Source organism: Vogesella aquatica (assembly GCF_028548455.1).
GTDB lineage: Bacteria > Pseudomonadota > Gammaproteobacteria > Burkholderiales > Chromobacteriaceae > Vogesella > Vogesella aquatica.
This window is the reverse complement of the sequence record NZ_JAQQLF010000030.1, coordinates 22146-45241: the sequence shown is the minus strand read 5'-3', so window position 1 is coordinate 45241 and position 23096 is coordinate 22146. Positions and strand designations below refer to the sequence as shown.

At 62.4% G+C, this 23096-nt stretch carries 22 protein-coding genes; 18 read left to right on the top strand and 4 right to left on the bottom strand.

Features of this window, described 5'->3' with window-relative positions; genetic code table 11:
- Nucleotides 1-655: 655 nt before the first annotated feature.
- The 3 genes from gyrB to dnaA form a co-directional block, all read right to left on the bottom strand.
- A complete protein-coding gene (gene gyrB, locus PQU95_RS17755; RefSeq protein WP_272753238.1) occupies nucleotides 656-3046 on the bottom strand; it encodes a DNA topoisomerase (ATP-hydrolyzing) subunit B in 2391 nt (796 codons plus the stop codon).
- 109 nt (nucleotides 3047-3155) lie between these two features.
- A complete protein-coding gene (gene dnaN, locus PQU95_RS17750) occupies nucleotides 3156-4262 on the bottom strand; it encodes a DNA polymerase III subunit beta (RefSeq protein ID WP_017510175.1) in 1107 nt (368 codons plus the stop codon).
- 38 nt (nucleotides 4263-4300) lie between these two features.
- Nucleotides 4301-5746 carry a chromosomal replication initiator protein DnaA gene (gene dnaA / locus PQU95_RS17745; protein ID WP_272753239.1) on the bottom strand — a complete coding sequence of 482 codons (1446 nt, stop codon included), beginning with the start codon at nucleotides 5744-5746 and terminating at the stop codon, nucleotides 4301-4303.
- A 400-nt stretch (nucleotides 5747-6146) separates the two neighbouring features.
- Between dnaA and rpmH the strand changes: the two genes are divergently transcribed.
- The 8 genes from rpmH (at nucleotide 6147) to PQU95_RS17705 (ending at nucleotide 12921) form a co-directional block, all read left to right on the top strand.
- On the top strand, nucleotides 6147-6281 hold the full coding sequence (gene rpmH / locus PQU95_RS17740) for a 50S ribosomal protein L34 (protein ID WP_008955801.1): 135 nt from the start codon (nucleotides 6147-6149) through the stop codon (nucleotides 6279-6281).
- A 4-nt stretch (nucleotides 6282-6285) separates the two neighbouring features.
- A complete protein-coding gene (gene rnpA / locus PQU95_RS17735; protein ID WP_081600701.1) occupies nucleotides 6286-6639 on the top strand; it encodes a ribonuclease P protein component in 354 nt (117 codons plus the stop codon).
- Nucleotides 6624-6833, top strand: coding sequence for a membrane protein insertion efficiency factor YidD (yidD, locus tag PQU95_RS17730; RefSeq protein WP_081600700.1), 210 nt, complete (start codon nucleotides 6624-6626; stop codon nucleotides 6831-6833). The genes rnpA and yidD overlap by 16 nt, the downstream gene beginning before the upstream one ends.
- A gap of 17 nt (nucleotides 6834-6850) precedes the next feature.
- Nucleotides 6851-8494: a membrane protein insertase YidC gene (gene yidC / locus PQU95_RS17725; RefSeq protein ID WP_272753237.1), complete on the top strand. Its 1644-nt coding sequence runs from the start codon at nucleotides 6851-6853 to the stop codon at nucleotides 8492-8494.
- Nucleotides 8495-8695: 201 nt separating this feature from the next.
- Nucleotides 8696-10048, top strand: coding sequence for a tRNA uridine-5-carboxymethylaminomethyl(34) synthesis GTPase MnmE (mnmE, locus tag PQU95_RS17720; RefSeq protein WP_272753236.1), 1353 nt, complete (start codon nucleotides 8696-8698; stop codon nucleotides 10046-10048).
- 23 nt (nucleotides 10049-10071) lie between these two features.
- Nucleotides 10072-11235: a dienelactone hydrolase family protein gene (locus PQU95_RS17715; protein WP_272753235.1), complete on the top strand. Its 1164-nt coding sequence runs from the start codon at nucleotides 10072-10074 to the stop codon at nucleotides 11233-11235.
- Nucleotides 11236-11347: 112 nt separating this feature from the next.
- Entirely contained in the window at nucleotides 11348-12103 is a 756-nt protein-coding gene (locus tag PQU95_RS17710) for a substrate-binding periplasmic protein (RefSeq protein WP_272753234.1), read from the top strand.
- Complete coding sequence (locus PQU95_RS17705; protein WP_272753233.1) at nucleotides 12100-12921, top strand: substrate-binding periplasmic protein; 822 nt, start codon at nucleotides 12100-12102, stop codon at nucleotides 12919-12921. The genes PQU95_RS17710 and PQU95_RS17705 overlap by 4 nt, the downstream gene beginning before the upstream one ends.
- Before the next feature lie 109 nt (nucleotides 12922-13030).
- On the opposite strand, the gene ugpQ is transcribed toward PQU95_RS17705, so the two are convergent.
- Nucleotides 13031-13765 carry a glycerophosphodiester phosphodiesterase gene (gene ugpQ / locus PQU95_RS17700; protein WP_272753232.1) on the bottom strand — a complete coding sequence of 245 codons (735 nt, stop codon included), beginning with the start codon at nucleotides 13763-13765 and terminating at the stop codon, nucleotides 13031-13033.
- A gap of 553 nt (nucleotides 13766-14318) precedes the next feature.
- Between ugpQ and PQU95_RS17695 the strand changes: the two genes are divergently transcribed.
- The 10 genes from PQU95_RS17695 (at nucleotide 14319) to PQU95_RS17650 (ending at nucleotide 23035) form a co-directional block, all read left to right on the top strand.
- Nucleotides 14319-15440: a Re/Si-specific NAD(P)(+) transhydrogenase subunit alpha gene (locus PQU95_RS17695; protein ID WP_272753231.1), complete on the top strand. Its 1122-nt coding sequence runs from the start codon at nucleotides 14319-14321 to the stop codon at nucleotides 15438-15440.
- Between the two features lie 11 nt (nucleotides 15441-15451).
- A complete protein-coding gene (locus tag PQU95_RS17690; protein ID WP_227301921.1) occupies nucleotides 15452-15757 on the top strand; it encodes a proton-translocating transhydrogenase family protein in 306 nt (101 codons plus the stop codon).
- Nucleotides 15758-15760: 3 nt separating this feature from the next.
- On the top strand, nucleotides 15761-17131 hold the full coding sequence (locus PQU95_RS17685; protein ID WP_272753230.1) for an NAD(P)(+) transhydrogenase (Re/Si-specific) subunit beta: 1371 nt from the start codon (nucleotides 15761-15763) through the stop codon (nucleotides 17129-17131).
- A 198-nt stretch (nucleotides 17132-17329) separates the two neighbouring features.
- Entirely contained in the window at nucleotides 17330-18100 is a 771-nt protein-coding gene (locus PQU95_RS17680) for an oxygen-binding di-iron domain-containing protein (RefSeq protein WP_017510164.1), read from the top strand.
- A gap of 3 nt (nucleotides 18101-18103) precedes the next feature.
- Nucleotides 18104-19564 (top strand): type IV pilus assembly protein FimV, encoded by a 1461-nt coding sequence (locus tag PQU95_RS17675; protein WP_272753229.1) that lies wholly within the window; start codon nucleotides 18104-18106, stop codon nucleotides 19562-19564.
- Nucleotides 19542-20678 (top strand): response regulator, encoded by a 1137-nt coding sequence (locus tag PQU95_RS17670; protein WP_272753228.1) that lies wholly within the window; start codon nucleotides 19542-19544, stop codon nucleotides 20676-20678. Before PQU95_RS17675 ends, PQU95_RS17670 begins: the two co-directional genes overlap by 23 nt.
- Before the next feature lie 9 nt (nucleotides 20679-20687).
- Nucleotides 20688-21230, top strand: coding sequence for a GTP-binding protein (locus PQU95_RS17665; RefSeq protein WP_272753227.1), 543 nt, complete (start codon nucleotides 20688-20690; stop codon nucleotides 21228-21230).
- Between the two features lie 4 nt (nucleotides 21231-21234).
- Nucleotides 21235-21870: a roadblock/LC7 domain-containing protein gene (locus PQU95_RS17660; RefSeq protein ID WP_272753226.1), complete on the top strand. Its 636-nt coding sequence runs from the start codon at nucleotides 21235-21237 to the stop codon at nucleotides 21868-21870.
- Nucleotides 21871-21892: 22 nt separating this feature from the next.
- Nucleotides 21893-22255, top strand: a complete 363-nt coding sequence (locus PQU95_RS17655) for a roadblock/LC7 domain-containing protein (protein ID WP_147695322.1) — start codon at nucleotides 21893-21895, stop codon at nucleotides 22253-22255.
- A 69-nt stretch (nucleotides 22256-22324) separates the two neighbouring features.
- Nucleotides 22325-23035 carry a hypothetical protein gene (locus tag PQU95_RS17650; protein ID WP_272753225.1) on the top strand — a complete coding sequence of 237 codons (711 nt, stop codon included), beginning with the start codon at nucleotides 22325-22327 and terminating at the stop codon, nucleotides 23033-23035.
- The last annotated feature ends 61 nt before the right edge of the window (nucleotides 23036-23096 follow it).

Genomic DNA, 23096 nt, shown 5'->3' with positions numbered 1-23096 from the left:
CAGCAAGCTGTCCAGTAGTGCGTCAGGTACGTTGTGATTTTTCGAGCTCATTGTGCCTCCAGACTAGGTAGCAGTTTCCTGCCAAATGTCCGTTTACACAAAATTCAGTACACGCCCTGATCAGAGCTGAGAAGCGTCTTTTGAACCTTCACGGCAAGGTCAAAAATGCCCCCTTCCTATTAGAACAACAAGAAGCATTGAAAAGATTCTTGGAGCCTGTGGAAGTTGTACAGCCCGAATTTGTTGAGGTTGCAGCTACGGAAATTTGAATCACTTCATTACAGTACTATCAGTTATCGACTATATGGTGATAAGCGTGGATTCGATGCAAAGCGGCCAATTTCGCTGGCCGGCGTAAACTTCAGCTTCGAATCGGGAGTTCGCATATACCGTTGCAGGAAGCTGCCACTCGGTGCTGGGGACAGGGAAATGGCTGGTGTGTGACCTTGAGTAGACTCTCAAGGCTGATAGGGTGACAGACCGCTAAGGCCGATAAGCGGCCCCGCTACCACCATGGCTGTATTTCCCATCGGCTAGTAGGGAATGAAAATGGCCTCCAAAACTGGAGGCCATTTGCTAAGCTAAGTACAGCGAGCCGAATCCCAAAAATCTAGAAAAGTGGGAAAAATCTAGATATTCGTGGGATCCTACATTTTTACACATCAATATTCCGCGCAATCAACGCATTGCTCTCGATAAACGCGCGGCGTGGTTCGACGTTGTCGCCCATCAGGGTGGTAAACACGTCGTCGGCGGCCATGGCGTCTTCGATTTTTACTTTCAGCAGGCGGCGTACTGTCGGGTCCATGGTGGTTTCCCACAGCTGGCCGGGGTTCATTTCGCCCAGGCCTTTGTAGCGCTGGATGGACAGGCCTTTGCGGGTTTCGCCCAGCAGCCAGTCTAGCGCGTCGCCAAATTCGCTTACCGGTTTTACCGTTTCGCCGCGTTTTACCTGGGCGCCGTCGCGCAGCAGGCCGTGCAGCATGTCGCCGGTTTTGGCCAGTACGTCGTAGTCGGCGGTGGCCAAAAAGTCCTGGTCCAGCACGGTGACCAGCACGTTGCCGTGCAGCATGCGGGTGATCTTGATGAGCCAGGCATCGTTTTTCTCGTCGCGCAGGGCGTCCAGCTTGATGAGCTCGGCCGGCAGTACGGCGGCCAGGCGCTGTACGGCGGCGGCGGCGGCGCTTTCGCTATCCAGGCTGATGCGGCCAACCTTCATCAGGGCGTGCAGTACCAGCGGGTCTACTACGCGGCTTTCGCGGTCGATGGCGGCGCGGGCTTGCAGGTACTGGCGGGCGATTTCACCCAGGGCGTCGCCGCTAAGCGGGGCTTCGCCGGCGGCGGGGGTGAGCTCGGCTTTGTCCAGCGCCAGCTGTAGCAGGTACTGGTTGAGCTCGAAATCGTCTTTCAGGTAGCGTTCCTGCTTGCCGTGCTTGGCTTTGTACAGCGGCGGCTGGGCGATGTAGATGTGGCCACGCTCTACCAGCTCGGGGGTCTGGCGGTAGAAGAAGGTCAGCAGCAGGGTGCGGATGTGCGCGCCGTCCACGTCGGCATCGGTCATGATGATGATGCGGTGGTAGCGCAGCTTGTCCGGGTTGTATTCGTCTTTGCCAATGCCGCAGCCCAGGGCGGTAATCAGGGTGGCGACTTCCTGGCTTTGCAGCATTTTGTCGAAGCGGGCGCGTTCTACGTTCAGGATCTTGCCTTTTAGCGGCAGGATGGCCTGGAACTTGCGGTCGCGGCCTTGCTTGGCAGAGCCGCCGGCGGAGTCACCCTCGACCAGGTAAAGTTCGGACATGGCCGGGTCTTTTTCCTGGCAGTCGGCCAGCTTGCCGGGCAGGCCCAGGCCGTCCATCACGCCTTTGCGGCGGGTGATTTCGCGGGCTTTGCGGGCGGCTTCGCGGGCGCGGGCGGCTTCCACGATCTTGCCGGTAATGATTTTGGCTTCGTTGGGGTTTTCCATCAGGAAGTTTTTCAGGGCTTCGCTGATGACTTCGTTTACCACGGGGCCGATTTCGCTGGAGACCAGTTTGTCTTTGGTCTGGCTGCTGAATTTGGGGTCGGGCAGCTTTACCGACAGCACGCAGGTCAGGCCTTCGCGCATGTCGTCGCCGGTGGTGTCCACCTTGGCTTTTTTGGCCACTTCGCTTTGTTCGATGTAGCCGTTCAGGGTGCGCGTCATCACCTGGCGCAGGGCGGTAAGGTGGCTACCACCGTCGCGCTGCGGGATGTTGTTGGTGAAGCACTGCACGTTTTCCTGGTAGCTGTCGTTCCACTGCATGGCTACTTCTACGGTCATGCCTTCTTTTTCGCCAATGCCGTAGAACACTTTGGGGTGCAGGGCGTTTTTGTTGCGGTTCATGTACTGCACGAAGCCGGCTACGCCGCCGCTAAAGGCAAAGTTCTCTTCTTTGCCGTTGCGCTTGTCGATCAGGGTAATGGCCACGCCGTCGTTCAGGAACGACAGCTCGCGGATGCGCTTGGCCAGAATGTCGAAGTGGAACTCTACGTGGCCGAAGGTTTCTTCGCTGGCGTGGAAGGTCACCTCGGTGCCACGGTGGGTGGTGTGCCCGGTCATGGTCAGCGGGGCCACGGCTTCGCCACGGCGGAATTCCATTTCGTGTACCTGGCCGTTACGCCAGATTTTCAGCTTGAGCCAGTCGGACAGCGCGTTTACTACCGATACGCCCACGCCGTGCAGGCCGCCGGAGATCTTGTAGCTGTTGCTGTCGAACTTACCGCCGGCGTGCAGGATGGTCATGATGACCTCGGCTGCCGAGCGGCCTTCTTCCGGGTGTATGTCGGTAGGGATACCGCGGCCGTTGTCTTCCACCGAGATGGACTGATCCGGGTGGATGGTGACTTTGATGGTGTCGGCGTGGCCGGCCAGCGCCTCGTCAATGGCGTTGTCCAGTACTTCGAACACCATGTGGTGCAGGCCGGTGCCGTCCTGCGTGTCGCCAATGTACATGCCGGGGCGCTTGCGCACTGCGTCCAGACCTTTTAGTACCTTGATGCTGTCCGCGCCGTATTCCTGTTCGCTCATAAACCCACTCTTGTTTCTGTTCGTTCGGGGCAGCTGCCCCCATGCTGGCGGCCAACCTTAGGCTGGTGGCCGCCGCCGCTGGCCCTGCACGGGGCAGGGCAGGCGGGTGTCAGATGCGCATTGGCATCACAACGTATTTGAAGGTTGCGTTGTCCGGGATGGTTACCAGCACGGCGCGTACGGCGTCGCCAAAGGCGAGCTGCACGGTTTCAGCCGGTAGGTTGGTCAGCACGTCCAGCAGGTAGTTGATGTTGAAGCCGATTTCCAGCTCGGCGCCCTGGTAGGCGATTTCCAGCTCTTCTTCGGCTTCTTCCTGCTCGCTGTTGGTACACAGGATGGACATGGTGCCCGGGCGCAGTACCAGCCGTACGCCGCGGAATTTCTCGTTGGCCAGGATGGCTGCGCGTTGTAGCGCCTGCAGGAAGGTCACGCGTTCCAGCAGGAAGATGTTGTTGTTGTCCAGCGGGATCACGCGGTTGTAGTCGGGGAACTTGCCGTCCACGATTTTGCTGATGATCACGGTGCTGCCAAAGCTGAAGCGCACCTGGTTGGACAGCAGCTCCACGTTGATCTGCTCGTCGCTATCCTGCAGCAGCTTGTACAGCTCTACGATGGTTTTGCGCGGCAGGATCACTTCGCTCTTGGCCAGGTTGGCCGCAATCTCGGCACTGGCAAAGGCCAGGCGGTGGCCGTCGGTGGCGATCAGGCGTACCTGGTTGCCTTCGGTTTGCAGCAGCAGGCCGTTCAGGTAGTAGCGGATGTCCTGCACGGCCATGGCGTACTGTACCTGGGCGATCAGGCGCTTCAGGTCGCGCTGGGCCAGGCTGAAGCTGGCTTCGGCGGCGCTGGCGGCCGACAGCAGCGGAAAGTCGTCCGCCGGCAGGGTTTGCAGGTTGAAGCGGCTTTTGCCGGCTTTCAGCATCAGGCGGCCGTCTTGCTGTTCCAGCGTAACGGTGGTCTTGTCGGGGATCGCGCGCAGGATGTCCTGCAGCTTTTTGGCCGAGGTAGTCAGGCGGAAGGCTTCGCCGGCGATGTCGTCGGGGCTGGCCGTGGTGATCTGGATTTCCAGGTCGGTGGCCAGAAAGCTTACCGCGTCTGCCTTTTTCTCGATCAGTACGTTGGAGAGGATAGGCAGGGTGTGGCGACGCTCTACGATGCCGGTCACAGCCAGCAGGGGTTTGAGCAGTGCATCGCGTTCGGCTTGCAGAATCAGCATGTGCGGACTCCCGGGGTTACAGGTCGTTATGAAAAGGTTCAGTTACGCAGCATGGAGAGCAGCGTATCGTAATCGTGGGCGATGTCCGCGTCACTACCGCGCATTTCTGCAATGGTTTTGCAGGCGTGCAGCACGGTGGTGTGGTCGCGGCCGCCAAAGGCGTCGCCAATGTTCGGCAGGCTCAGCGAGGTCAGCTCTTTGGCCAGCGCCATGGCGACCTGGCGCGGGCGCGCGATATCGCGGCTGCGCTTTTTGCTGTGCATGTCGGACAGCTTGATCTTGTAGTACTCGGCCACCGTTTTCTGGATGGCGTCCACGGTGACCTGGCGGTTGCCTGCGGCCAGAATGTCTTTCAGCGCTTCTTTCACCAGCTCCATGGTGATGGGCTGGCTGGTAAAGCGGGCGTAGGCCACCACGCGCTTCAGTGCGCCTTCCAGCTCGCGCACGTTGCTGCGCACGTTCTGGGCAATAAAGAAGGCTACGTTGTGGTCCAGCTTGGTGTTATCGGCTTCGGCCTTTTTCATCAGAATGGCCACGCGCATTTCCAGCTCCGGCGGCTGGATTTCTACCGTCAGGCCCCAGCTAAAGCGCGAGATCAGGCGCTCTTCCATACCTTCTATCTGTTTGGGGTAGCTGTCGCAGGTCATGATCACCTGCTTGCCACCCTCGATCAGCGCGTTAAAGGCGTAGAAGAATTCTTCCTGGGTGCGGTTTTTGCCGGCAAAGAACTGGATGTCGTCGATCAGCAGCAGGTCCAGGCTGTGGTAGTAGCGCTTGAACTCGTCAAAGGCCTTGTGCTGGTAGGCGCGCATGATGTCGGCTACGTAGCGTTCGGCGTGGATATAACGAATCTTGGCCTGCGGGTTTTTCTGGTAAACGTGGTTGCCGATGGCTTGTATCAAGTGGGTCTTACCCAGGCCCACGCCACCGTACACAAACAGCGGGTTGTAGGCCGGGTCGCCCGGGTTTTCGGCAATTTGCAGCGCGGCGGCGCGCGCCAGCTGGTTACCTTTACCGGTCACCAGGGTATCGAAGGTAAACGCCGGGTTCAGGCGGGTACTTTCGTGGCCACCGCCAATGGCTTTCAGCGCGGTTTGCTTGGGGCTGGCGGCTACGCTGGGGTTGCTGGCCGGGCGCGCGTCGGTTTTGCTATCGCTGGCGGCAGGGTTGGCCGCAGGTGCGCTGCCCTGGCCACGCGGGGTGGCTTTGGGTGGCGTGACCGGGGCCGGGGTAGCACCGGCGGGCGCGCCTATGCGCAGCTCTACCGGCGTTTCGCCCAGCAGCTCGATGGCCAGCTCTTCAATACGCGCCAGGAAGCGGTCTTTGATGAACTGCAGGATGAAACGGTTGGGTGCGTACAATACCAGTGCCTCCTCTGTCGGCTCGGCGGCCAGAGGGCGGATCCAGGTATTGAATTGCTGCGAGGAAAGTTCTTCCTCCAGACGCGTCAGGCACGTGGCCCAGAAGTGTTCCGGTTCAGTCATCAAAGTCATTAAAAACAAAATCCCGCCGCAAACGGACAGCTGGTCAGGGGGCGGCGGGAGTGGCTGACGGCAAGCGGCACCGGCAGTCATTGTTGGGTTGGGCTGGCTAGCCTTGCCTGTATCAGGTAGCCGTGCAGGGGATTCGCTTTTACTGGGCACGGCAACAGGCAGGTTTTCAGCTGGCTATTCTACGGCTTTTGCGCAAAGTTATCCACAGCACTGCAAAAAATTTGTACAGCACTTTACCCACCATGGGCGGGCTGTTGTGTCTCTATAATGTGCGCTTTCCCGCGCTGCCTGCAGGCTATTGACGTGCTTCTGGGTGGCAAAGGTTGACAAAACATGGATTTATCTGTGTAATCACGCGTTTATTTCCGTTTCGAAACAGGAAAACTTCATCATGAAACGTACTTACCAGCCTTCTACTACCCGCCGCAAGCGTACTCACGGCTTCCTCGTTCGCTCCAAGACCCGTGGTGGTCGTGCCGTTCTGGCCGCCCGTCGCGCTAAAGGCCGCAAGCGTCTGGCCGTTTAATCGCTTGGACAACACATTTCGCCGTGCGCACCGGCTTTTAAAAACGGATGAGTTCTCATCCGTTTTTCATTTGCGGAACGCGCGCAGTAATAACCTGTTCCAGGTGTATGCCCGGCCCAACGGCCTGACGCATGCGCGCCTGGGCCTGGTGGTAGGCAAGAAGGTAGCCAAGCGTGCCAATCGCCGTAACTACATCAAGCGCACGGTGCGCGAGTGGTTCCGTCTGAACAAGCATGCTTTGCCGCCAATGGATTTTGTTGTCCGCTCCCGGCAGGCGTATTACCGCGACGAATATCACGAAGCAATCACAGCTTTGGCTGCGCTCTTTGCTAAACTAGCCCGATGTCGAAATTCTTGATTCTTCTGGTGCGCTTTTACCAGCTGGCGATCAGCCCCTGGCTGCCGCCGCGTTGCCGTTATCAGCCCACCTGTTCGGCCTACGCCATCGAAGCATTGAGAAAGCACGGCGCCATCAAGGGCGGCCTGCTAGCGACACGACGGATATGCCGTTGCCACCCTTGGGGCGGCAGCGGTTATGACCCGGTTCCCTGACCTTTCCGGTAAGAGAGATGGACTCCAAACGACTGATCATCTTTATCGTGCTGTCTTTCGGCATCCTGCTGCTGTGGCAGGAATACTTTGCGCCGAAGCCGCCCGCCAAGCCTGCTGTGCAGCAACAAGCTGCCGCCACTGCAGCCCCCCATTCCGACGTACCGTCTGCCCAGCTGGCAGACAGTGCCAAGCCAGTCAAAGGCCAGCGCGTGGTAGTGAATACCGACGTGCTGCGCGCCGAGATCGACACCAATGGTGGCGACCTGCGCAGCCTGCAGCTGCTCAAGCACGACGGCGCGGTAGATGCCTCCAAGCGCTTCGAGCTGTTCACCGACAAGGGTGAGCGCCTGTACGTGGCACAAACCGGCCTGATCGCCGCCGGCAACGCCGCCCTGCCTACCCACAAAACCGTGTTTGCCGCCGAAAAAGCCGAGTACCAGCTGGCTGGCGACCAGGTAGAAGTGAAACTGACGGCCCCTGCGGCCAACGGTGTGCAGGTCAGCAAGGTGTACACCTTCAAGAAGGGCAGCTACCTGATCGACGTGCGTTACGACATCGTCAACGGTGGTAGCACCCCGCTGTCCACCACGGCTTACTTCCGCCTGCTGCGTGACGGCAAGGCACCGGAAGGTGAAGGCCGTATGGCACAAACCTTTACCGGCCCGGCGGTGTATACCCACGACGGCAAGTTCCAGAAAGTGAAGTTTGACGACCTGGACAAAGGTAAGGGCGAATACACCAAGAACGCCGACAACGGCTGGGTAGGCATGGTGCAGCACTACTTTGGTAGCGCCTGGATCCTGAAACCGCTGGAAGGCAAGCCGGTATGTGCCAATGCCCAGAGCTGCCAGTTCCTGCTGGAGCCTAAGAACGGTGCCTACTCGGCTGCCGCGCTGGTAACCGTACCGACCGTGGCTGCTGGCCAAAGCACCTCGCTGACCGTGCCGCTGTACGCCGGCCCGCTGGAATACAACACGGTGACCAAAGTGGCCGAAGGCCTGGACCTGGCCAAAGACTACGGCATGGTGCATATCTTTGCCTCGCCGCTGTTCTGGCTGCTGACCAAGCTGCACGCACTGGTGAACAACTGGGGCTGGGCGATCATCCTGCTCACCCTCACCGTGAAGGCTGTGTTCTACCCGCTGACCGCCGCCTCCTACCGCTCCATGGCCAAGATGAAGGTGCTGGCACCGCGTCTGGAAAACCTGAAGCAGCAGTACGGCGACGACCGCATGAAGTTCCAGCAAGCCGTGATGGAAATGTACAAAACCGAGAAAGTGAACCCGCTGGGTGGCTGCCTGCCTATGCTGGTGCAGATTCCGGTGTTCATCGGCCTGTACTGGGCGCTGCTGGCGTCGGTAGAGCTGCGCCAGGCAGAATGGCTGTACATCCACGATCTGGCCCGCCCGGACCCGTTCTACGCGCTGCCGCTGATCATGGCCATTACCATGTTTGCCCAGACCTTCCTGAACCCGCCACCGGCCGACCCGATGCAGGCCAAGATGATGAAGATCATGCCGATTGCCTTCTCGGTGATGTTCTTCTTCTTCCCGGCCGGCCTGGTGCTGTACTGGGTAGTGAACAACCTGCTGTCCATCACACAGCAGTGGTACGTGAACCAGAGCATCGAAAAAGCCCGCAAGGCGGCCCTGCAGTCCTGATCTGCGGCCAACCTTGTACGGTAGAATCACAGCCCGGCCTTTTGGCCGGGCTTTTTGCTGCCCGCGTTACCCACCGGGCTAATATGCTTATTGCCACGAACCCCACGAAAGAACACGAAAGCGGTCTGCCAGGGTCTGCCTGACCGGCTGTTTGGGGTGTCTTTTCGTGGTTTTCGTGGCCCCAGAATTGAAGGAAACCCCATGAGCTTCAGCTACACCCCCAGCACCATCTGCGCCATTGCCACCGCCCCAGGCCGCGGCGGCGTGGGGGTGGTGCGCGTCTCTGGCCGCGACTTGCTGCCCTTTGCCCAGGCCATCAGCGGCGGTAAAACGCCCAAGCCGCGCTACGCCACCTACACCGACTTTTACGCTGCCGACGGCAGCGCCATCGACAACGGTCTGCTGCTGTACTTCCCCGGCCCCAACAGCTTTACCGGCGAAGACGTGATCGAGCTGCAGGGCCACGGCGGCCCGGTGGTGATGAAGATGCTGGTGAGCCGCTGCCTGCAACTGGGCGCGCGCCTGGCCGAGCCGGGCGAGTTCACCAAGCGTGCCTTCCTGAACGACAAGCTGGACCTGGCACAAGCCGAAAGCGTGGCCGACCTGATCGACGCCGCCAGCGAGAGTGCGGCCAAGAGCGCGCTCAAATCGCTGAAAGGCGCCTTCTCGCACGAGATTCACACCCTGGTGGACGAGCTGATCAACCTGCGCATGCTGGTGGAGGCCACGCTGGACTTCCCCGAAGAAGACATCGACTTTCTGGAAAAGGCCGACGCGGTAGGGCGCCTGCGCCGCCTGCGCGGCCAACTGCAAAAAGTGCAGGCCACCGCCAAACAGGGTGCGCTGCTGCGCGAGGGCATGCACGTGGTGCTGGTGGGCCAGCCTAACGTAGGCAAATCCAGCCTGATGAACGCGCTGGCCGGCGACGACATCGCCATCGTTACCGACATCGCCGGCACCACGCGCGACACCGTGCGCGAGGAAATCGTGATCGACGGCGTGCCGGTGCACATCATCGATACCGCCGGCCTGCGCGATACCAACGACGTGGTGGAAAAAATCGGCATCGAGCGCACCTGGCAGGCGGTGGAGCGCGCCGACGTGGCGCTGGTGCTGGCCGATAGCCGCGATGGCCTGGTGCCCGAGGTGCACGCCATTCTGGCCAAGCTGCCACCGCGCTTGCCGCGCGTACACGTGTTCAACAAGGTAGACCTGTCCGGTGGCCAGGTTGGCCGCAGCGAGCAGGACGGCCACCCGGTGGTACACCTGTCGGCGCGTACCCACGCCGGCGTGGACGACCTGCGCGCGCTACTGCTGGAGATGATCGGCTACAGTGGCGACAGCGAAGGCGTGTTCCTGGCGCGCGAACGCCACCTGGACGCGATCGCCCGCGCCGCCGACCACCTGGGCCTGGCCGAGGCCGACTGGCAGATGGTGGAAATTTTTGCCGAAGAGCTGCGCATGGCGCAGAACAGCCTGTCGGAAATCACCGGCAAGTTCACGCCGGACGACTTGCTGGGCGTGATCTTCAGCCGTTTTTGCATCGGTAAGTAAACCGCCCTCGCGGGCAGGGAGGCATGATGCGCGTTATTGTGATCGGTGGCTTGCTGCTGTGGCATGTCCTGTGTCTGGCCCAGGGCGTGCCGGCGGAGGCCGAGCTGCCTTTGATGCGCGATGTGCACGAGACTGTGGTCGCGTTGCCGGTGACGGTGCGCGACCGCCACGGCGCCGTGCTCTCGGCCCCTTTCACCGTCACCACTTTTCGTCCTGATGGCGATGGCCCGTTTCCGTTGGTCATCCTCAACCATGGCCGGGCTGTCACCGCCGAGCAGCGTGTCTTGCCGGCTCGTCAGCGGCTGGAGTCAGCGGCCCGCTACTTTGTCCGCAAGGGATTTGCCGTGGCAGTGCCCACCCGCCTGGGCTACGGCCAGAGCGCCGCGCTGGGCGACCCTGAAGACGCCGGCTCGTGCGAGCGGCCGCAGTGGCAGCCGGCGGTGGAGGCCGGGCTGCAGCAGCTGCGCGCCACCTTCGACTATATGCGCGGCCAACCTTGGGTCAGCACTACGTCGTGGTTGTTGGTAGGGCAGTCTGCCGGCGGCTTTCTGGTAACCGCCGCCAGCAGCCGGGATTGGCCAGGCTTGAAGCTGGCCATCAATTTTGCGGGTGGGCGTGGTGGCGACCCCGATCGCCATCCTGGCGTACCGTGCTCGCCGGGCACTTTGCAACAGCAGTTTGCCGACTGGGGCAAGCAGGCGCGAGTGCCGATGCTATGGCTGTATACCGAAAACGACCAGTTCTTCGGCCCGGCTTACAGTAGTGCCTGGGCAGTGGCTTACCGCGTGGCCGGTGGTCGGCTGGATTTTCATCTATTACCTGCATTTGGCAGCAACGGCCATACCTTGTTTGCCGCCGGTAACGATCTGTGGCAACCGTTGCTGGATCGCTTGCTGGTAAGCTCGGCTTGGCCGCAGCCGGGGACGTTGTGGCCACCACCTGCTTTGCCCGCGGGGAATGTGGCCGATAGCGAGGCGCTTCCCCTGACGCAGGCCAGGGTGAAGGCCGTGGACTATCAGCGCTTTTTAGCGCGCCCATTGCCACGCGCCTTCGCGATGGACGGGATGGGCCACTGGGGGCAGGCTAGTGGCGACGATGCTATGTCGCGCGCACTGGCCTTGTGCCGGCAACGTGCCGTGGGCGAGTGCCGGCTGTATGCCGTGAACGAGCAGGTGGTATGGCGTTGACGTGTTGGCAGGGTGTCTGCAGCACGATGGCGTGTGTATTGTTGATACAATGTTGTGGTATTAAAGCAGCACGCTATTTATCAACTTTATTAACCAGCCGGCACCGCGACTCATGCCCCTTTTCCTGCTTGTGCTGGTGATGCTGGCGCCGCCTGCCCAGGCTCAGCGTCTAGTCTTTGCCTTCAATACCGCCGAACCTTACAAGGTGCTGGATGCGGCTGGCCGCCCAGCCGGCGCCTACGTGGACATCATCCGCGAGCTGGCGCGGCGTAGCCAACTGGTGCTGGAGATCGAGCAGGTGCCGCTCAAACGCGTACTGGCCATGATGGAAACCGGCAGCGCCGATATCAGCATCGGGGTGAAGGGTGGCCCGGATCGTGATGCTTACCTGGAGTTTATCGACCCGCCGTTTGCCCCCGGCAGCCGCACCGTGGTACTGCAGCGCAGTAACGACCCGCGTGTGCCGCAGCGCTATGAAGACCTGCTACCCCTGAGCGTGGGGGTGGTCGAGGGGGTGCACTATTTCCCGCAGTTTGACGCCGATAACCGCATGCGCCGCGATGCGGCTCCCACCATAGACATGGCGCTGCGCAAGCTGCTGGCCAAGCGTTTTGACGTGCTGCTGATCAATGCTTTGCAGGCGCAGGGCGAGCTGCGCGAGTCGCGTTATCGCGGGCTGTACCGCCAGGCCCGGGTGTCGTTCGAGTTTGGCGGGCAGCGCCGCATTGCCATCTCGCGCCATTCGGTAGTGGCGCAGCAGCTGAAGGGCGTGTTGTCGCAGCAGTTGGCCGCCATGGTGAAAGACGGCACTATTCGCCGCCTGCTGGCCAAAGCGGACGCCGAGATGGCGATAAGGCCGTTGCCGTGAACCTGCGCTGTCTGTTACTGGCCATCACGTTGGCCGCAGGCTGTGCCATGCCTGTACTGGCAGCACAGCCTGCCGTGCTGAACATTGCCTTTAGCGTGATGCCGCCGTGGAAAACGGTGGACGCCCATGGCGAGGCGCAGGGCCCCTACGCGCACATCTTGCGGCTGCTGGCCGAGCAGCTGGACGCGACGCCGCACTTTATCGAGTGTTCGCTTAGCCGCTGCCTGCAGCTGATGCAAAGGGGGGAGGCCGATGTGGCGCTGGGCATGGCGGCTACGCCTGAGCGGGTGGCGTATATCGATTTTCTCTCGCCGGGGCTGGAGGAGGATTCGCGCATTGCCTTTTTCATGCGCAGCAATGACCGTCGGCCGCTCGCCCGCTACGAAGACCTGGCCGGCTTGCGGGTGGGCGTGACGCACGACCGGCGCTATTTCGCCCGTTTCGACAGCGACACCTCGCTGCAAAAGGACGTGGCGCTGCACACGGCCGAATCCATGCGCAAACTGGTGGCCGGGCGGGTGGATGTGGTGATTGCGCCGGTGCTGCACGGCCGTAGCGTGCTGGCGGCCGAGTCACTGGCGCAGCGCGTGCGCCAGATGCCCTTGCAGGTCAAATCCTACGGTGGCTTTATTGCTTTTTCCCGCCTGTCGCCATGGGGCCCCTACCGCGCCAATGTGGCCATGGCCATTATGCGTATGCGCGCTATCGGCCAGCTGGACCCTACCCGGCAGATACCGCGTAGCCGCCGCTGCGAGCGTACCATGCCAGGCTTGCGTACCCCGGGCTGTGGCTACGATGCCGACGCCTTGCGGCCCTAGGGCGGGGCCATTGCCAGCCCTGGTGGGTGACCCAGCCTGTTTGCCACGCAAGCAGGCTTTTTTGTCAGCCGCAGGTTGTGATTCACCCGTGACTGCGGCGCAGCCTGGCCTATAGCCAGCTGGGGTCCAGCCGGTCTGGCCGGTCGGTACACAGCATGTTTACCCCCCAGTGGCGCAGCCTTTGCATGTCTTCCAGCTGGTTTACCGTCCACGCCATCACCGCCAGCCCGGCTTGGTGCAGGGCCTGTACGCTGGTCTCGTCCAGCGCCCGGTAGTGCACGTGTATGGCGCTGCAGCCCAGTGCGCGGGCCTGCGCCACGCTGTCTTCCGCTAAGGTTTCCAGCAGCAGGGCGCGGGGTAGCTGCGGTGCGGCCAACTGTGCCGCGGCCAATGCTGCCGTATCGAACGACGATAGCAGAGGCGGCAGCGCCGCGCCTTGCCATAGCGCCTGGATTTCGGCCACACAGACGCGTGCCATGGCGGCGGGCTCGCGCGCGGGTTTCAGCTCCAGGTTTACCGCCATACCCAGCTTGCGGCTTTTCGCGGCCAGCGCCGCCAGTGTGGGCAAGGGCTCGCCGGCAAAAGCCAGGTGGTGGTAACGCCCGGCATCCAGCGTGTGCAGCTGGGCGATGGTTTGCCCGGCCACATCGCCACTGCCGGTGGTGGTGCGCTCCAGCGCGTAGTCGTGCACGATCACCGCCTTGCCATCGGCGCTAAGTTGCACATCACACTCCACCCCGCTGACGCCCAGCCGGTGCGCCAGCAACAGCCCCGCCAGCGTGTTTTCCGGTGCCAGCGCGCCCCCCAGCCGGTGGGCAAAGCCTAGTGGGTATGGCCAATGCATGCTTTTGCTCCATTTCATGAAAAGGGCGTAACGGGGTACGTTACAAAACTGTCGTCATACTGCAGAAATTGCCTGATACGGTAAGTATTTAGCTGCATTTGATACAGGGATTACCCCTTAAGCGTAAACCCTTCTTTACAAAGTGTCGGACAAGATTGTCTACTGTGGTGCATATGCTGCGCCGCAATATGCAGCTTTGCTGCGTCTTTTCGCCATGCTGGTGCGTGTGTGCTTCCCCTGGCCATGGCAATGTCGCAGCGCAACAACGTGCAATCCACGCCACAGTTGGCCGCGCCATATGCAACAAATGTTAAAAGGTTATTTCAAATCAGTTGATTAAGTACTTGTCTGACAGTATTCATGACAACAATGGCACGGCATTGGTGCAATGGCAGCCCGTTTGGCATGTCGCTTTTATGTAAAAGCATTGCGCCAAATCAAAAGTCGTGATGTAGTAAGAATTCAAACGCTCGTTCGAAATCAAGCCTCGCACGGGCGTTCGCTATCTTTAGATTTTTTATTTGTCATTCATTCATTTGCAGAAAGGAAGACCATGCAAATCGCTATTCCAGCCGAAAGGCTGGCAGGTGAAAGCCGCGTGGCCGCGACACCGGAAACGGTTAAAAAGCTCGTCGCCATGGGCCATGCCGTGGTGGTAGAGGCGGGGGCGGGCAATATGGCCGCCGTGCCGGATGCGGCGTATGCCGAAGCCGGTGCCACCCTGGCCGCGTCGCGCGCCGCAGTACTGGCGCAGGGCGATATTGTGCTGACCGTGCGCCCGCTGCCGGAAGACGCTATTGCCGAGCTGAAAGAAGGCGCCGTGCTGATTGGCCAGCTGGCCCCGTTCCAGAACACCACCTTCCCGCAGCTGGCAGCGCGCAAGGTGTCGGCCTTTGCCATGGAGCTGCTGCCGCGCACCACGCGGGCGCAGAGCATGGACGTGCTGTCCAGCCAGAACAACATTGCCGGCTACCGTGCCGTGTTGCTGGCCACGCACTACTACCCGCGCTTCATGCCCATGCTGATGACCGCGGCCGGTACCGTGAAGCCGGCCCGTGTGCTGATCATGGGGGTGGGGGTAGCCGGTTTGCAGGCCATTGCCACCGCCAAGCGCCTGGGCGCGGTGGTGGAAGCCACCGACGTGCGCCCGTCTACCAAAGAACAGGTGGAAAGTCTGGGTGGCAAGTTCATCGAAGTACCGATGAGCGAGGAAGAGAAGAAAGCCAACGACGGTGTGTACGCCAAGGAAATGTCGGACGACTACAAGCGTCGTCAGGCCGAGCTGGTGGCCAAGCACGCGCGCCAGGCCGACATCATCATCACCACGGCGCTGATTCCGGGCAAGAAGGCGCCGACGCTGATCAGCCGCGAGATCGTGGCCGCCATGAAGCCGGGCAGCGTGATTATCGACATTGCCGCCGAAGCGGGTGGCAACTGTGAGCTGACCGTGCCGGGCGAGGTACATCGCACCGATAACGGCGTGAGCGTGGTGGGCCTGTACAACCTGCCGGGCCTGCTGGCGGCCGATGCCTCCAGCCTGTACGCCAAAAACCTGCTCACCTTCCTATCGCTGATGCTCAGCAAGGAAGGCTTTACCCTTAATCTGGAAGACGACCTGCTGGCGGCCACCCTGGTGACGCACGACGGCCAGGTGCGCTTTCCTGCGGCCAACTAGGAGGTGCCATCATGGTTGACCCGTTTATCTCCAGCTTCACCATCTTCGTTCTGGCCGTGTTCGTGGGCTACCACGTGGTGTGGAACGTTACCCCGGCCCTGCACACCCCGCTGATGGCGGTCACCAATGCCATTTCCGGCATCATCATCGTGGGCGCCATGCTGCAGGTGGTAGACATCAATGGTAGCCAGATCACCGTGACATCGGTGCTGGGCACCATCGGTATCTTCCTGGCCAGTATCAACATCTTCGGTGGCTTCATGGTCACCCAGCGCATGCTCGACATGTTCAAGAAGAAGAAAAAACAGGGGGCATAGCAGATGGAGAACGTATCCGCAGTACTTTACCTGGTGGCAGCCGTGCTGTTCATCCTGGCACTGAAAGGCCTGTCCTCGCCCACCACGGCGATCCAGGGTAACCGCTACGGCATTATCGGCATGCTGATCGCCGTGGCCACCACCTTCATGATCATGGACAAGCCGGTGCTGGCGCTGATTGTCGGTGCCATCGTGGCCGGTGGCGCCATTGGCGCGTACAAAGCCAAAACCGTCGAGATGACCGGCATGCCCGAGCTGGTGGCCGCCATGCACTCGCTGGTGGGCCTGTCGGCGGTGCTGATCGCCGTGGCCGCCATCTTCCACACCGGTGTCGAGCACACCGGCGTGCAAAAGGTGGAGCTGTTCATCGGTGCCTTCATCGGTGCCATTACCTTCACCGCCTCGGTGGTGGCCTACGGCAAGCTGTCCGGCAAGTTTGGCGCCAAGGCAGTGAACTTCAGCGGCCAACACCTGCTGAACCTGGTACTGGCGCTAGCCATGGTGGGCTTTGGCGTGGCGTACTTCCTGACCGATAGCCACGGCGCCTTCCTGATGATGGTGGCCATTGCGCTGGTGCTGGGCGTGACGCTGATCATCCCGATCGGCGGGGCCGACATGCCGGTGGTGGTGTCCATGCTGAACAGCTACTCCGGCTGGGCGGCAGCGGGTATCGGCTTTACGCTGAACAACCCGGTGCTGATCATTGCCGGCGCCTGCGTGGGCTCGTCCGGTGCCATTCTGTCCTACATCATGTGCAAGGCGATGAACCGTTCCATCGTCAGCGTGCTGCTGGGCGGCTTTGGTGCCGAAGCGGGTGGCGGCGGTAGCGCCGACACCGGGCCGAAGAACTACAAGTCCGGTTCTGCCGAAGACGCAACCTTCCTGATGGGCAACGCCGACAGCGTCATCATCGTGCCCGGCTACGGCCTGGCCGTGTCGCGCGCCCAGCACGCGCTGCAGGAGTTTGCCGAGCTGCTGCACCAGAAGGGCGTGAACGTACGCTACGCCATCCACCCGGTAGCGGGCCGTATGCCGGGCCACATGAACGTGCTGCTGGCCGAAGCCGAAGTGCCGTACGAGCAGGTGCAGGAGATGGAAGAGATCAACTCCGACTTCTCCAACACCGACGTGGTACTGGTGATTGGCGCCAACGACGTGGTGAATCCCGCTGCGCAGAAAGACAAGCAAAGCCCGATCTACGGCATGCCGATTCTGGAAGCGCACAAGGCACGCACCGTGATCGTGGTGAAGCGCTCGATGAGCGTGGGCTACGCCGGCCTGGATAACGAGCTGTTCTACATGGACAAAACCATGATGGTGTTCGGCGACGCCAAAAAGGTAGTGGAAGACATGCTGAAGGCGGTATCGCACTAAGCTGCGGCCAACCTTGCAAGACAGCGCCCCGTTCGTACCTGGCACGGCGGGGCGTTTTTGCGCCCGGGCCTGGCGGCGGCCACCCGGGCGGTGGTGGCCATTGCCTGCTGTTTGACCCGAGTCAATACCCGCTTGTATTAGGCTGGCTAATCTTTCGGGTCTATCCGGTCTGCACCGAGCAGGTGGCTCGCAAGCGTTATGGCACAGGTTCTCTACAACGACGGCAACCATAAATGCATCGCCTTTACCGACCTGGTACAGGGCGAGGGCATTCAGTCCAACCAGTTTGCCATTGTGCACGATGGTGACGGCATGCTGCTGGACCCAGGCGGCAACCTGACCTACAAGCACCTGCTGGCCGAGATGGCCGAGCATTTTCTGCCCTCGCATACCCGCTATATTTTCGCCTCGCACCAGGACCCGGACATCATCGCCTCGGCTAATGGCTGGCTGCTGATTACCGACGCGCAGATCGTGATCGCGCAGGAGTGGACGCGCTTCATCCCGCATTTCTGCGTAAAAGGTGCCACCGAAGGGCGGCTGATCCCGATTCCGGCGCGCGGCATGACGCTGCCACTGGGCCGCACGCGGCTGGAAATCGTCCCGGCGCACTACCTGCATACCGTGGGCTTTTTCCAGGTGTACGACCCGATCAGCAAGATCCTGTTTTCCGGCGATATCGGCGCCTCGCTGATGGATGGCATCAGCGCCGCGCAGCCGGTGGAAGACTTTGATCGCCACCTGGTAGACCACCATATGTCCGGCTTCCACCGCCGTTACATGAGCAATAACCGCGCCGCCCGCCTGTGGGTGAACATGGTGCGCCAGATGGACGTGGAGTGGATCGTGCCGCAGCACGGTGCCTCGTACAAAGGCAAGGACATGGTGAAGCGCTTCCTCGACTGGTTCGAAAAGCTGGAGTGCGGCACCGATTTGCTGTCCGAAGCCGACTTCCCGCCGCGCCGCTGAGCCATGCTACTGCCGGACGATTTCACGCTGCTGCTGGCCGCCAGCCCCGCTGTGTTGCTGGGCGTGCTGCTGGCGCTGCGTCAGCGTCGGGCCAGCCAGCCACCCGCCAGCCAGCTGCCGCCGCTGAAAATCCTGCGCCCGCAGCCTGCGGCCAACCCTGACGCACCGCCGGCTACGCCAGTGGCCAGTGACCGTGTGCCCCCCCTGATGCCCGCCGCCGCCGCGGCCAGTGAAGGTGCGGGTGCCGACGAGCTGCAGCTGGAAATCGGCGTGGCCGATACCGACCTGCTGACCGAGGCCGACGTTTACCTGCAGTTCGGCTACCTGGACCGTGCCGCTGCGCTGCTGCGCAGCTACGTAGACCACAACCCGCCCGCCAGCCGCGAGCTGGCACGCCTGCTGGGCCTGTACCTGCGCCTGCACGCCATCGACGACTTTACCGAGATGCTGCAAAGGTTGGCCGCACTGGGCATCATGACCGAGGCCGACACCGGGCAGGCCGTGGTAGAAGGCCTGCGTATCGACCCCGACAACCTGGCACTGCGCGTGTTTGCCGAAGACACCCTGGGCTGGGATATCGCCACCGTCAGTCGCCGCATCGGCCTGCGCCGGCCGGCCGGCGCGTCGCCGCTGGTGGCGCAGCCTGCTGGCCAGGCCGTGACGGCTGGGGATGGCCGCGTGCAGCTGGTGTGCGGCAGCCAGCCGCTGGCCGCCCTGAACGCGCACGAGCGCCTGGCCATTTGCCACCTGATGCCCGCCCGTCAGGGGGTACGCATTCTGCAGCAGCAAGGCGAAACCGCTACCGCCATCGGCACGCTGGAAGCCCTGCTGGCGCAGACGCGCCACCCGCTGACGCCGCTGATGGACATTCTGCATCTGTATTACCGCCAGGCCGACCTGGCCGGCTTTACCCGCCGCCTGTGGCAAAGCTTTGTGCTGCTGGGCGAGCATGGCGCGGCCCTGCGTGAACGCTTGTTGCGCATGGGTTTTGCCCTGGGTCGCCACCCGGTACTGGATGTGCTGGCTAGCGGCGCCGACGCGGCACGCCTGGAAGCGCTGGGGCGCGAGTGGGGCTTTGTGCCGGCCGGCACCAATGTGGAGGGGGCCCTGCCCCTGGTGACCGTGCAAGCCACCGCTCCGGCAGCCCAGGCCCGGCACGATGCGCTGGCCGAGGCCGACGCCTACCTGGATTACGGCCAGACCGAGCAGGCGCTGGCGGTGCTGGAGCAAGCCGTGTTTGCCAACCCGGCCGACGTGCGCCTCTACCCGTTGCTGCTGGACCTGTACCAGCGGCTGGAGGCGGCCGACCATTTGCGTATGCTGTTACAGCACCTGCGCCAGACGCTGGGGCGGCCGCCGCACGAGATCGCTGGCCGCCTGGGGCAGCTGCGCCAATTACTGAAACTGGATGACCCGCTGGGCACCCATCTGGAGGACGACGATGTCTGTCAGCACGCCGGCTGAGCCGATTACCGTACTCACCGCCGGCATGGACGAGCGCAAGCTGGCGCTGTTTCGCATGGCGTTCCGCCTGCATTCCCTGCACCGCTACCGCCTGGCCAGCGACCACCCGGCCACGCCGCAGGTGGCCATTGTGGACGTGGATAGCGCCAGTGGCTGGCAGGTTTGGCAGCAGTACCGCCAGCAGTACCCGGCATTGCCCGCGCTGATTGTCACGGCCTACCCCAGCGACAACGCCCCGGCCTTGCAGATGGTGAAGCCGGTACGCATGGAAAAGCTGTTTCCGCTACTGCGCCAGCTGTTGGCCGCACCAGGCCAAGAAGCCAGCGCGGCGACCCCGCCAGCAGCGCCTGCCGTTGCGATTGCGGCGCCTGTCGTGCCCCCAGTGGCCAGCCCGCCGCCGCAACCCGCCCCGGCCCAGGCCGTTCCACCTTCGCTGGCCATGCCGGGCGCTGCGCCCTCGGTGGTGCGCAGTGGCCAGCGCCGTACCCTGCAGCGTTTTCACCCTGCCGGTACCATTTACGGCCTGCTGGTGGCAGCTGCCCGCCAGAAACAGCCGCAGCAGCTGCACTGCGAACAGCGCCTGTTTGCCACGGTCGACCCGGTGCAGGGCCAGGTGGCGCTGTACACCACGCTGTCCAGCGTGCAGCAGCTGTGCGAGCTGAACGGCCTGCGCCTGGGCGCCGAGGCACTGTCCGGCCAGAGCGGGGAAGAACCCATGCTGCGCCTGCCCTTGTCTACCTTGCTATGGCAGGTGGCGTTATGGAGCTGCCGCGGCCGCTTGCTGGCCGGCATCGACCCGGATACCCCGCTACGCCTGCGCCAGTGGCCCAACCTGACCCGCCTGGCACCCTTGCCCGGCGCCCTGCGCATTGCCGGCCTGTGGTCACGTACGCCCACCAGCCTGCGCGTGGCGGTGAGCCTGCTCAAGATGGAGCCTGGCCCGTTGTGCAATTTTATTGCTGCCAGCCACGCGCTGGGCCTGCTGGAACAAGTGGGCAAGGCAAACGAGGCGGCCTCTGCCGCTACCCGGCCGGCTACCCCGGCACCCGCCCCCTTGCCCCCGGCACGACAGAGCTTGCTGTCGCGCCTGCTGGGGCGAATCAAGAACCTGTAGGTGCTTTACATGCGACCCAGTGACAACAAAATCCTGTTTGCCGGCCCGGTAGGCGCTGGCAAGACCACCGCCATCGCCAGCCTGTCCGATGTTCCGCCGGTGACTACCGATGCCACCGCCTCGGACATGACGCTGGACCGCAAAGGCCACACCACGGTGGCGCTGGATTACGGTGTGCTGATGCTGGACGAGGATACCAAGGTGCACCTGTACGGCACGCCGGGGCAGGAGCGCTTCGACTTTATGTGGGACATCCTCAGCCAGGGCGGTATCGGGCTGATCCTGCTGCTGGACAATACCCGACCGCACCCCATACGCGACCTGCAGTTTTTCCTGAAGGCCTTCGACAAGCTGCTGCAGGACGCCCCGCTGGTAGTGGGCATTACCAAGACCGACCTGGCCACTACACCGACTACCGCCCACTACGCCGATATTCTGGAAACGCTGGGCCTGCGCCCGCCCATCTTCGAGGTGGACGCGCGTAACCGCGAGGACATCAAGACGCTGGTGTGCGCGCTGCTGTACTCCATCGACCCGGGGCTGGAGGGCTAAGGCCATGGACAGCACGCTCAGCCTGAATGGCGCGCTCTACGCCGAGCTCACCCCTGCGGGCGCCTGGTACGCGGTGAGTACGCGCGACGAAGGTAGCGACCGGCAGCTGTTGCTGCAGCTGCTGCAGCACGGAGGCGAGCTGGCGCTGACCGAGGCCAGGCTGCAGCAATGGAGCACGACAGACAGCCCGGCGCAAGCGCTGGCCGTGCTGTACCGCTTGCAGCGCCTGGGCTTTGTCAGCGGTAGCCTGACCGGCCGCAGCGAGCCGGCCGGTAGCCTGGAAAGCCGCTTGCCGGCCTTGTTGGCCGCCTTGTCCGGCGAAGGCCGTGCGCTGCTGGCCGACGACAATGGCCTGTACTACGCCACGGCCGGTTTCCGCCACGAGGCCGCCGAGCAGATCGCCGCACTGGCCGGCGACATCGTCAGCCTGGGCCGCCGTCACGCCCGCTTGCTGAACCAGAATCTGGGGCTGGGTGCCCAGGCCTGGGCGCTGATCGACCCCGCCGGCCATGCCGAGCTGAGTTTTCACCCGCTGTATCTGGGCCGCCAGTCGTTTGTACTGGTGATTGGCGGCCAACCCCGACTGGGCGATAACGCCTTTGTTGCCATGACCGAGGCGCTGTGCCGCCGTTACGCCTGAACGATTACCGGAAACCACCACCATGCGCGAACAACTGCTCAAATCCATTCTTAGCGACCTTAATGGCGCCTCGGCTGATATCGAAGCCTCCGCCATCATCTCGGCCGACGGCCTCACCATGGCGGCCTTGCTGCCACAGAGCGTCGACGAAGACCGTGTCGGCGCCATGGCCGCCGCCATGCTGTCGCTGGGCGAGCGCACCGCGCGCGAGCTGGCGCGCGGCGAGCTGGAACAGGTGATGGTAAAAGGCGATGCCGGCTATATCCTGATGAGCTATGCCGGCCGCGATGCGGTGCTGACGGTGATTGCACGCAAGGAAGCCAAGCTGGGCCTGATCTTTCTGGACGCCAAGCGTGCCGCACGCAGCGTGGAAGAAATCCTGTAGCCAGCGCGTACTCTATGCATAAATGACATAGCTGTTTATCATGCGGCCACGGATTGCATAGAGATCACCATGAAGAAAACAACGCTGATGACCAGCTTGCTGCTGGCATGGTGCGGCTACGCGCTGGCCGAGCCCTTGACCTTTGGCTGGCTGGAAAGCGGCCCTGCGCGTCGTCAGAAGTTTGAAAAGCACTTTCTGAGAGGCGATACCTTGCAGCAGTTTGCGGTGGGCAAGAAGCAGGTCACCCTGCCTGCCGGTAGCTGGGTGATTAGCCAGGTGCATACCTACGCACCCGACATGCCGCAGGCGGGCCGTGACGATGCTGGCGGCGCCACTGCCGATGCAGCGCTGGGCCTGCAAGACCCGCAAAGTGGCGACCGGATCTATCTGCAAACCCTGATTTCGCCACCGTCCAGCCGCATCTGGCTCGCGTCGCTCAGCGACAGCTGCCGTGATGCCAGCCAAGCCAAGGATGGCACGGTGGTCTACCAGCAGCAGCTGGACAGCAAGCAAACCGACCGTCAAAGCTGTGTGACGGTCAGTGGGCGCAAGGCGGTAGACCAAGCCAGCGGCGAGGCCCGGCTGGTGTTGACCACCAGCGTGATGGAAAGCCGCGATGGCGACTACCTGGCCTATTTCCACACCCGTACGGTAGCCTTGCCGGCAGGGCAGGCCAGCGATCTGGCCGCGCTGGACAAGCCTACCCGTGCCTTTATCGCCAGCCAGTTGCGCTGGGGCGTGGCACTCAAGGCGGATATTGCCAGACGGATGGGCTGGTAGCCGCCCGTGCATCAAATAACCCGCCATGCCGGAAGCGGTGTGGCGGGTTACTTGATGGCGT

What these genes read in the sequence shown, in the direction of transcription:
- PQU95_RS17660 (WP_272753226.1), top strand. Translation starts at nt 21,235, where the DNA reads ATGGACAGCACGCTCAGCCTGAATGGCGCGCTCTACGCCGAGCTCACC.
- PQU95_RS17655 (WP_147695322.1), top strand. Translation starts at nt 21,893, where the DNA reads ATGCGCGAACAACTGCTCAAATCCATTCTTAGCGACCTTAATGGCGCC.
- PQU95_RS17675 (WP_272753229.1), top strand. Translation starts at nt 18,104, where the DNA reads ATGCTACTGCCGGACGATTTCACGCTGCTGCTGGCCGCCAGCCCCGCT.
- PQU95_RS17650 (WP_272753225.1), top strand. Translation starts at nt 22,325, where the DNA reads ATGAAGAAAACAACGCTGATGACCAGCTTGCTGCTGGCATGGTGCGGC.
- PQU95_RS17695 (WP_272753231.1), top strand. Translation starts at nt 14,319, where the DNA reads ATGCAAATCGCTATTCCAGCCGAAAGGCTGGCAGGTGAAAGCCGCGTG.
- ugpQ (WP_272753232.1), bottom strand. Translation starts at nt 13,765, where the DNA reads ATGCATTGGCCATACCCACTAGGCTTTGCCCACCGGCTGGGGGGCGCG.
- mnmE (WP_272753236.1), top strand. Translation starts at nt 8,696, where the DNA reads ATGAGCTTCAGCTACACCCCCAGCACCATCTGCGCCATTGCCACCGCC.
- gyrB (WP_272753238.1), bottom strand. Translation starts at nt 3,046, where the DNA reads ATGAGCGAACAGGAATACGGCGCGGACAGCATCAAGGTACTAAAAGGT.
- PQU95_RS17690 (WP_227301921.1), top strand. Translation starts at nt 15,452, where the DNA reads ATGGTTGACCCGTTTATCTCCAGCTTCACCATCTTCGTTCTGGCCGTG.
- PQU95_RS17680 (WP_017510164.1), top strand. Translation starts at nt 17,330, where the DNA reads ATGGCACAGGTTCTCTACAACGACGGCAACCATAAATGCATCGCCTTT.
- dnaN (WP_017510175.1), bottom strand. Translation starts at nt 4,262, where the DNA reads ATGCTGATTCTGCAAGCCGAACGCGATGCACTGCTCAAACCCCTGCTG.
- PQU95_RS17715 (WP_272753235.1), top strand. Translation starts at nt 10,072, where the DNA reads ATGATGCGCGTTATTGTGATCGGTGGCTTGCTGCTGTGGCATGTCCTG.
- yidC (WP_272753237.1), top strand. Translation starts at nt 6,851, where the DNA reads ATGGACTCCAAACGACTGATCATCTTTATCGTGCTGTCTTTCGGCATC.
- PQU95_RS17710 (WP_272753234.1), top strand. Translation starts at nt 11,348, where the DNA reads ATGCCCCTTTTCCTGCTTGTGCTGGTGATGCTGGCGCCGCCTGCCCAG.
- yidD (WP_081600700.1), top strand. Translation starts at nt 6,624, where the DNA reads ATGTCGAAATTCTTGATTCTTCTGGTGCGCTTTTACCAGCTGGCGATC.
- rpmH (WP_008955801.1), top strand. Translation starts at nt 6,147, where the DNA reads ATGAAACGTACTTACCAGCCTTCTACTACCCGCCGCAAGCGTACTCAC.
- dnaA (WP_272753239.1), bottom strand. Translation starts at nt 5,746, where the DNA reads ATGACTGAACCGGAACACTTCTGGGCCACGTGCCTGACGCGTCTGGAG.
- PQU95_RS17685 (WP_272753230.1), top strand. Translation starts at nt 15,761, where the DNA reads ATGGAGAACGTATCCGCAGTACTTTACCTGGTGGCAGCCGTGCTGTTC.
- PQU95_RS17665 (WP_272753227.1), top strand. Translation starts at nt 20,688, where the DNA reads ATGCGACCCAGTGACAACAAAATCCTGTTTGCCGGCCCGGTAGGCGCT.
- PQU95_RS17670 (WP_272753228.1), top strand. Translation starts at nt 19,542, where the DNA reads ATGTCTGTCAGCACGCCGGCTGAGCCGATTACCGTACTCACCGCCGGC.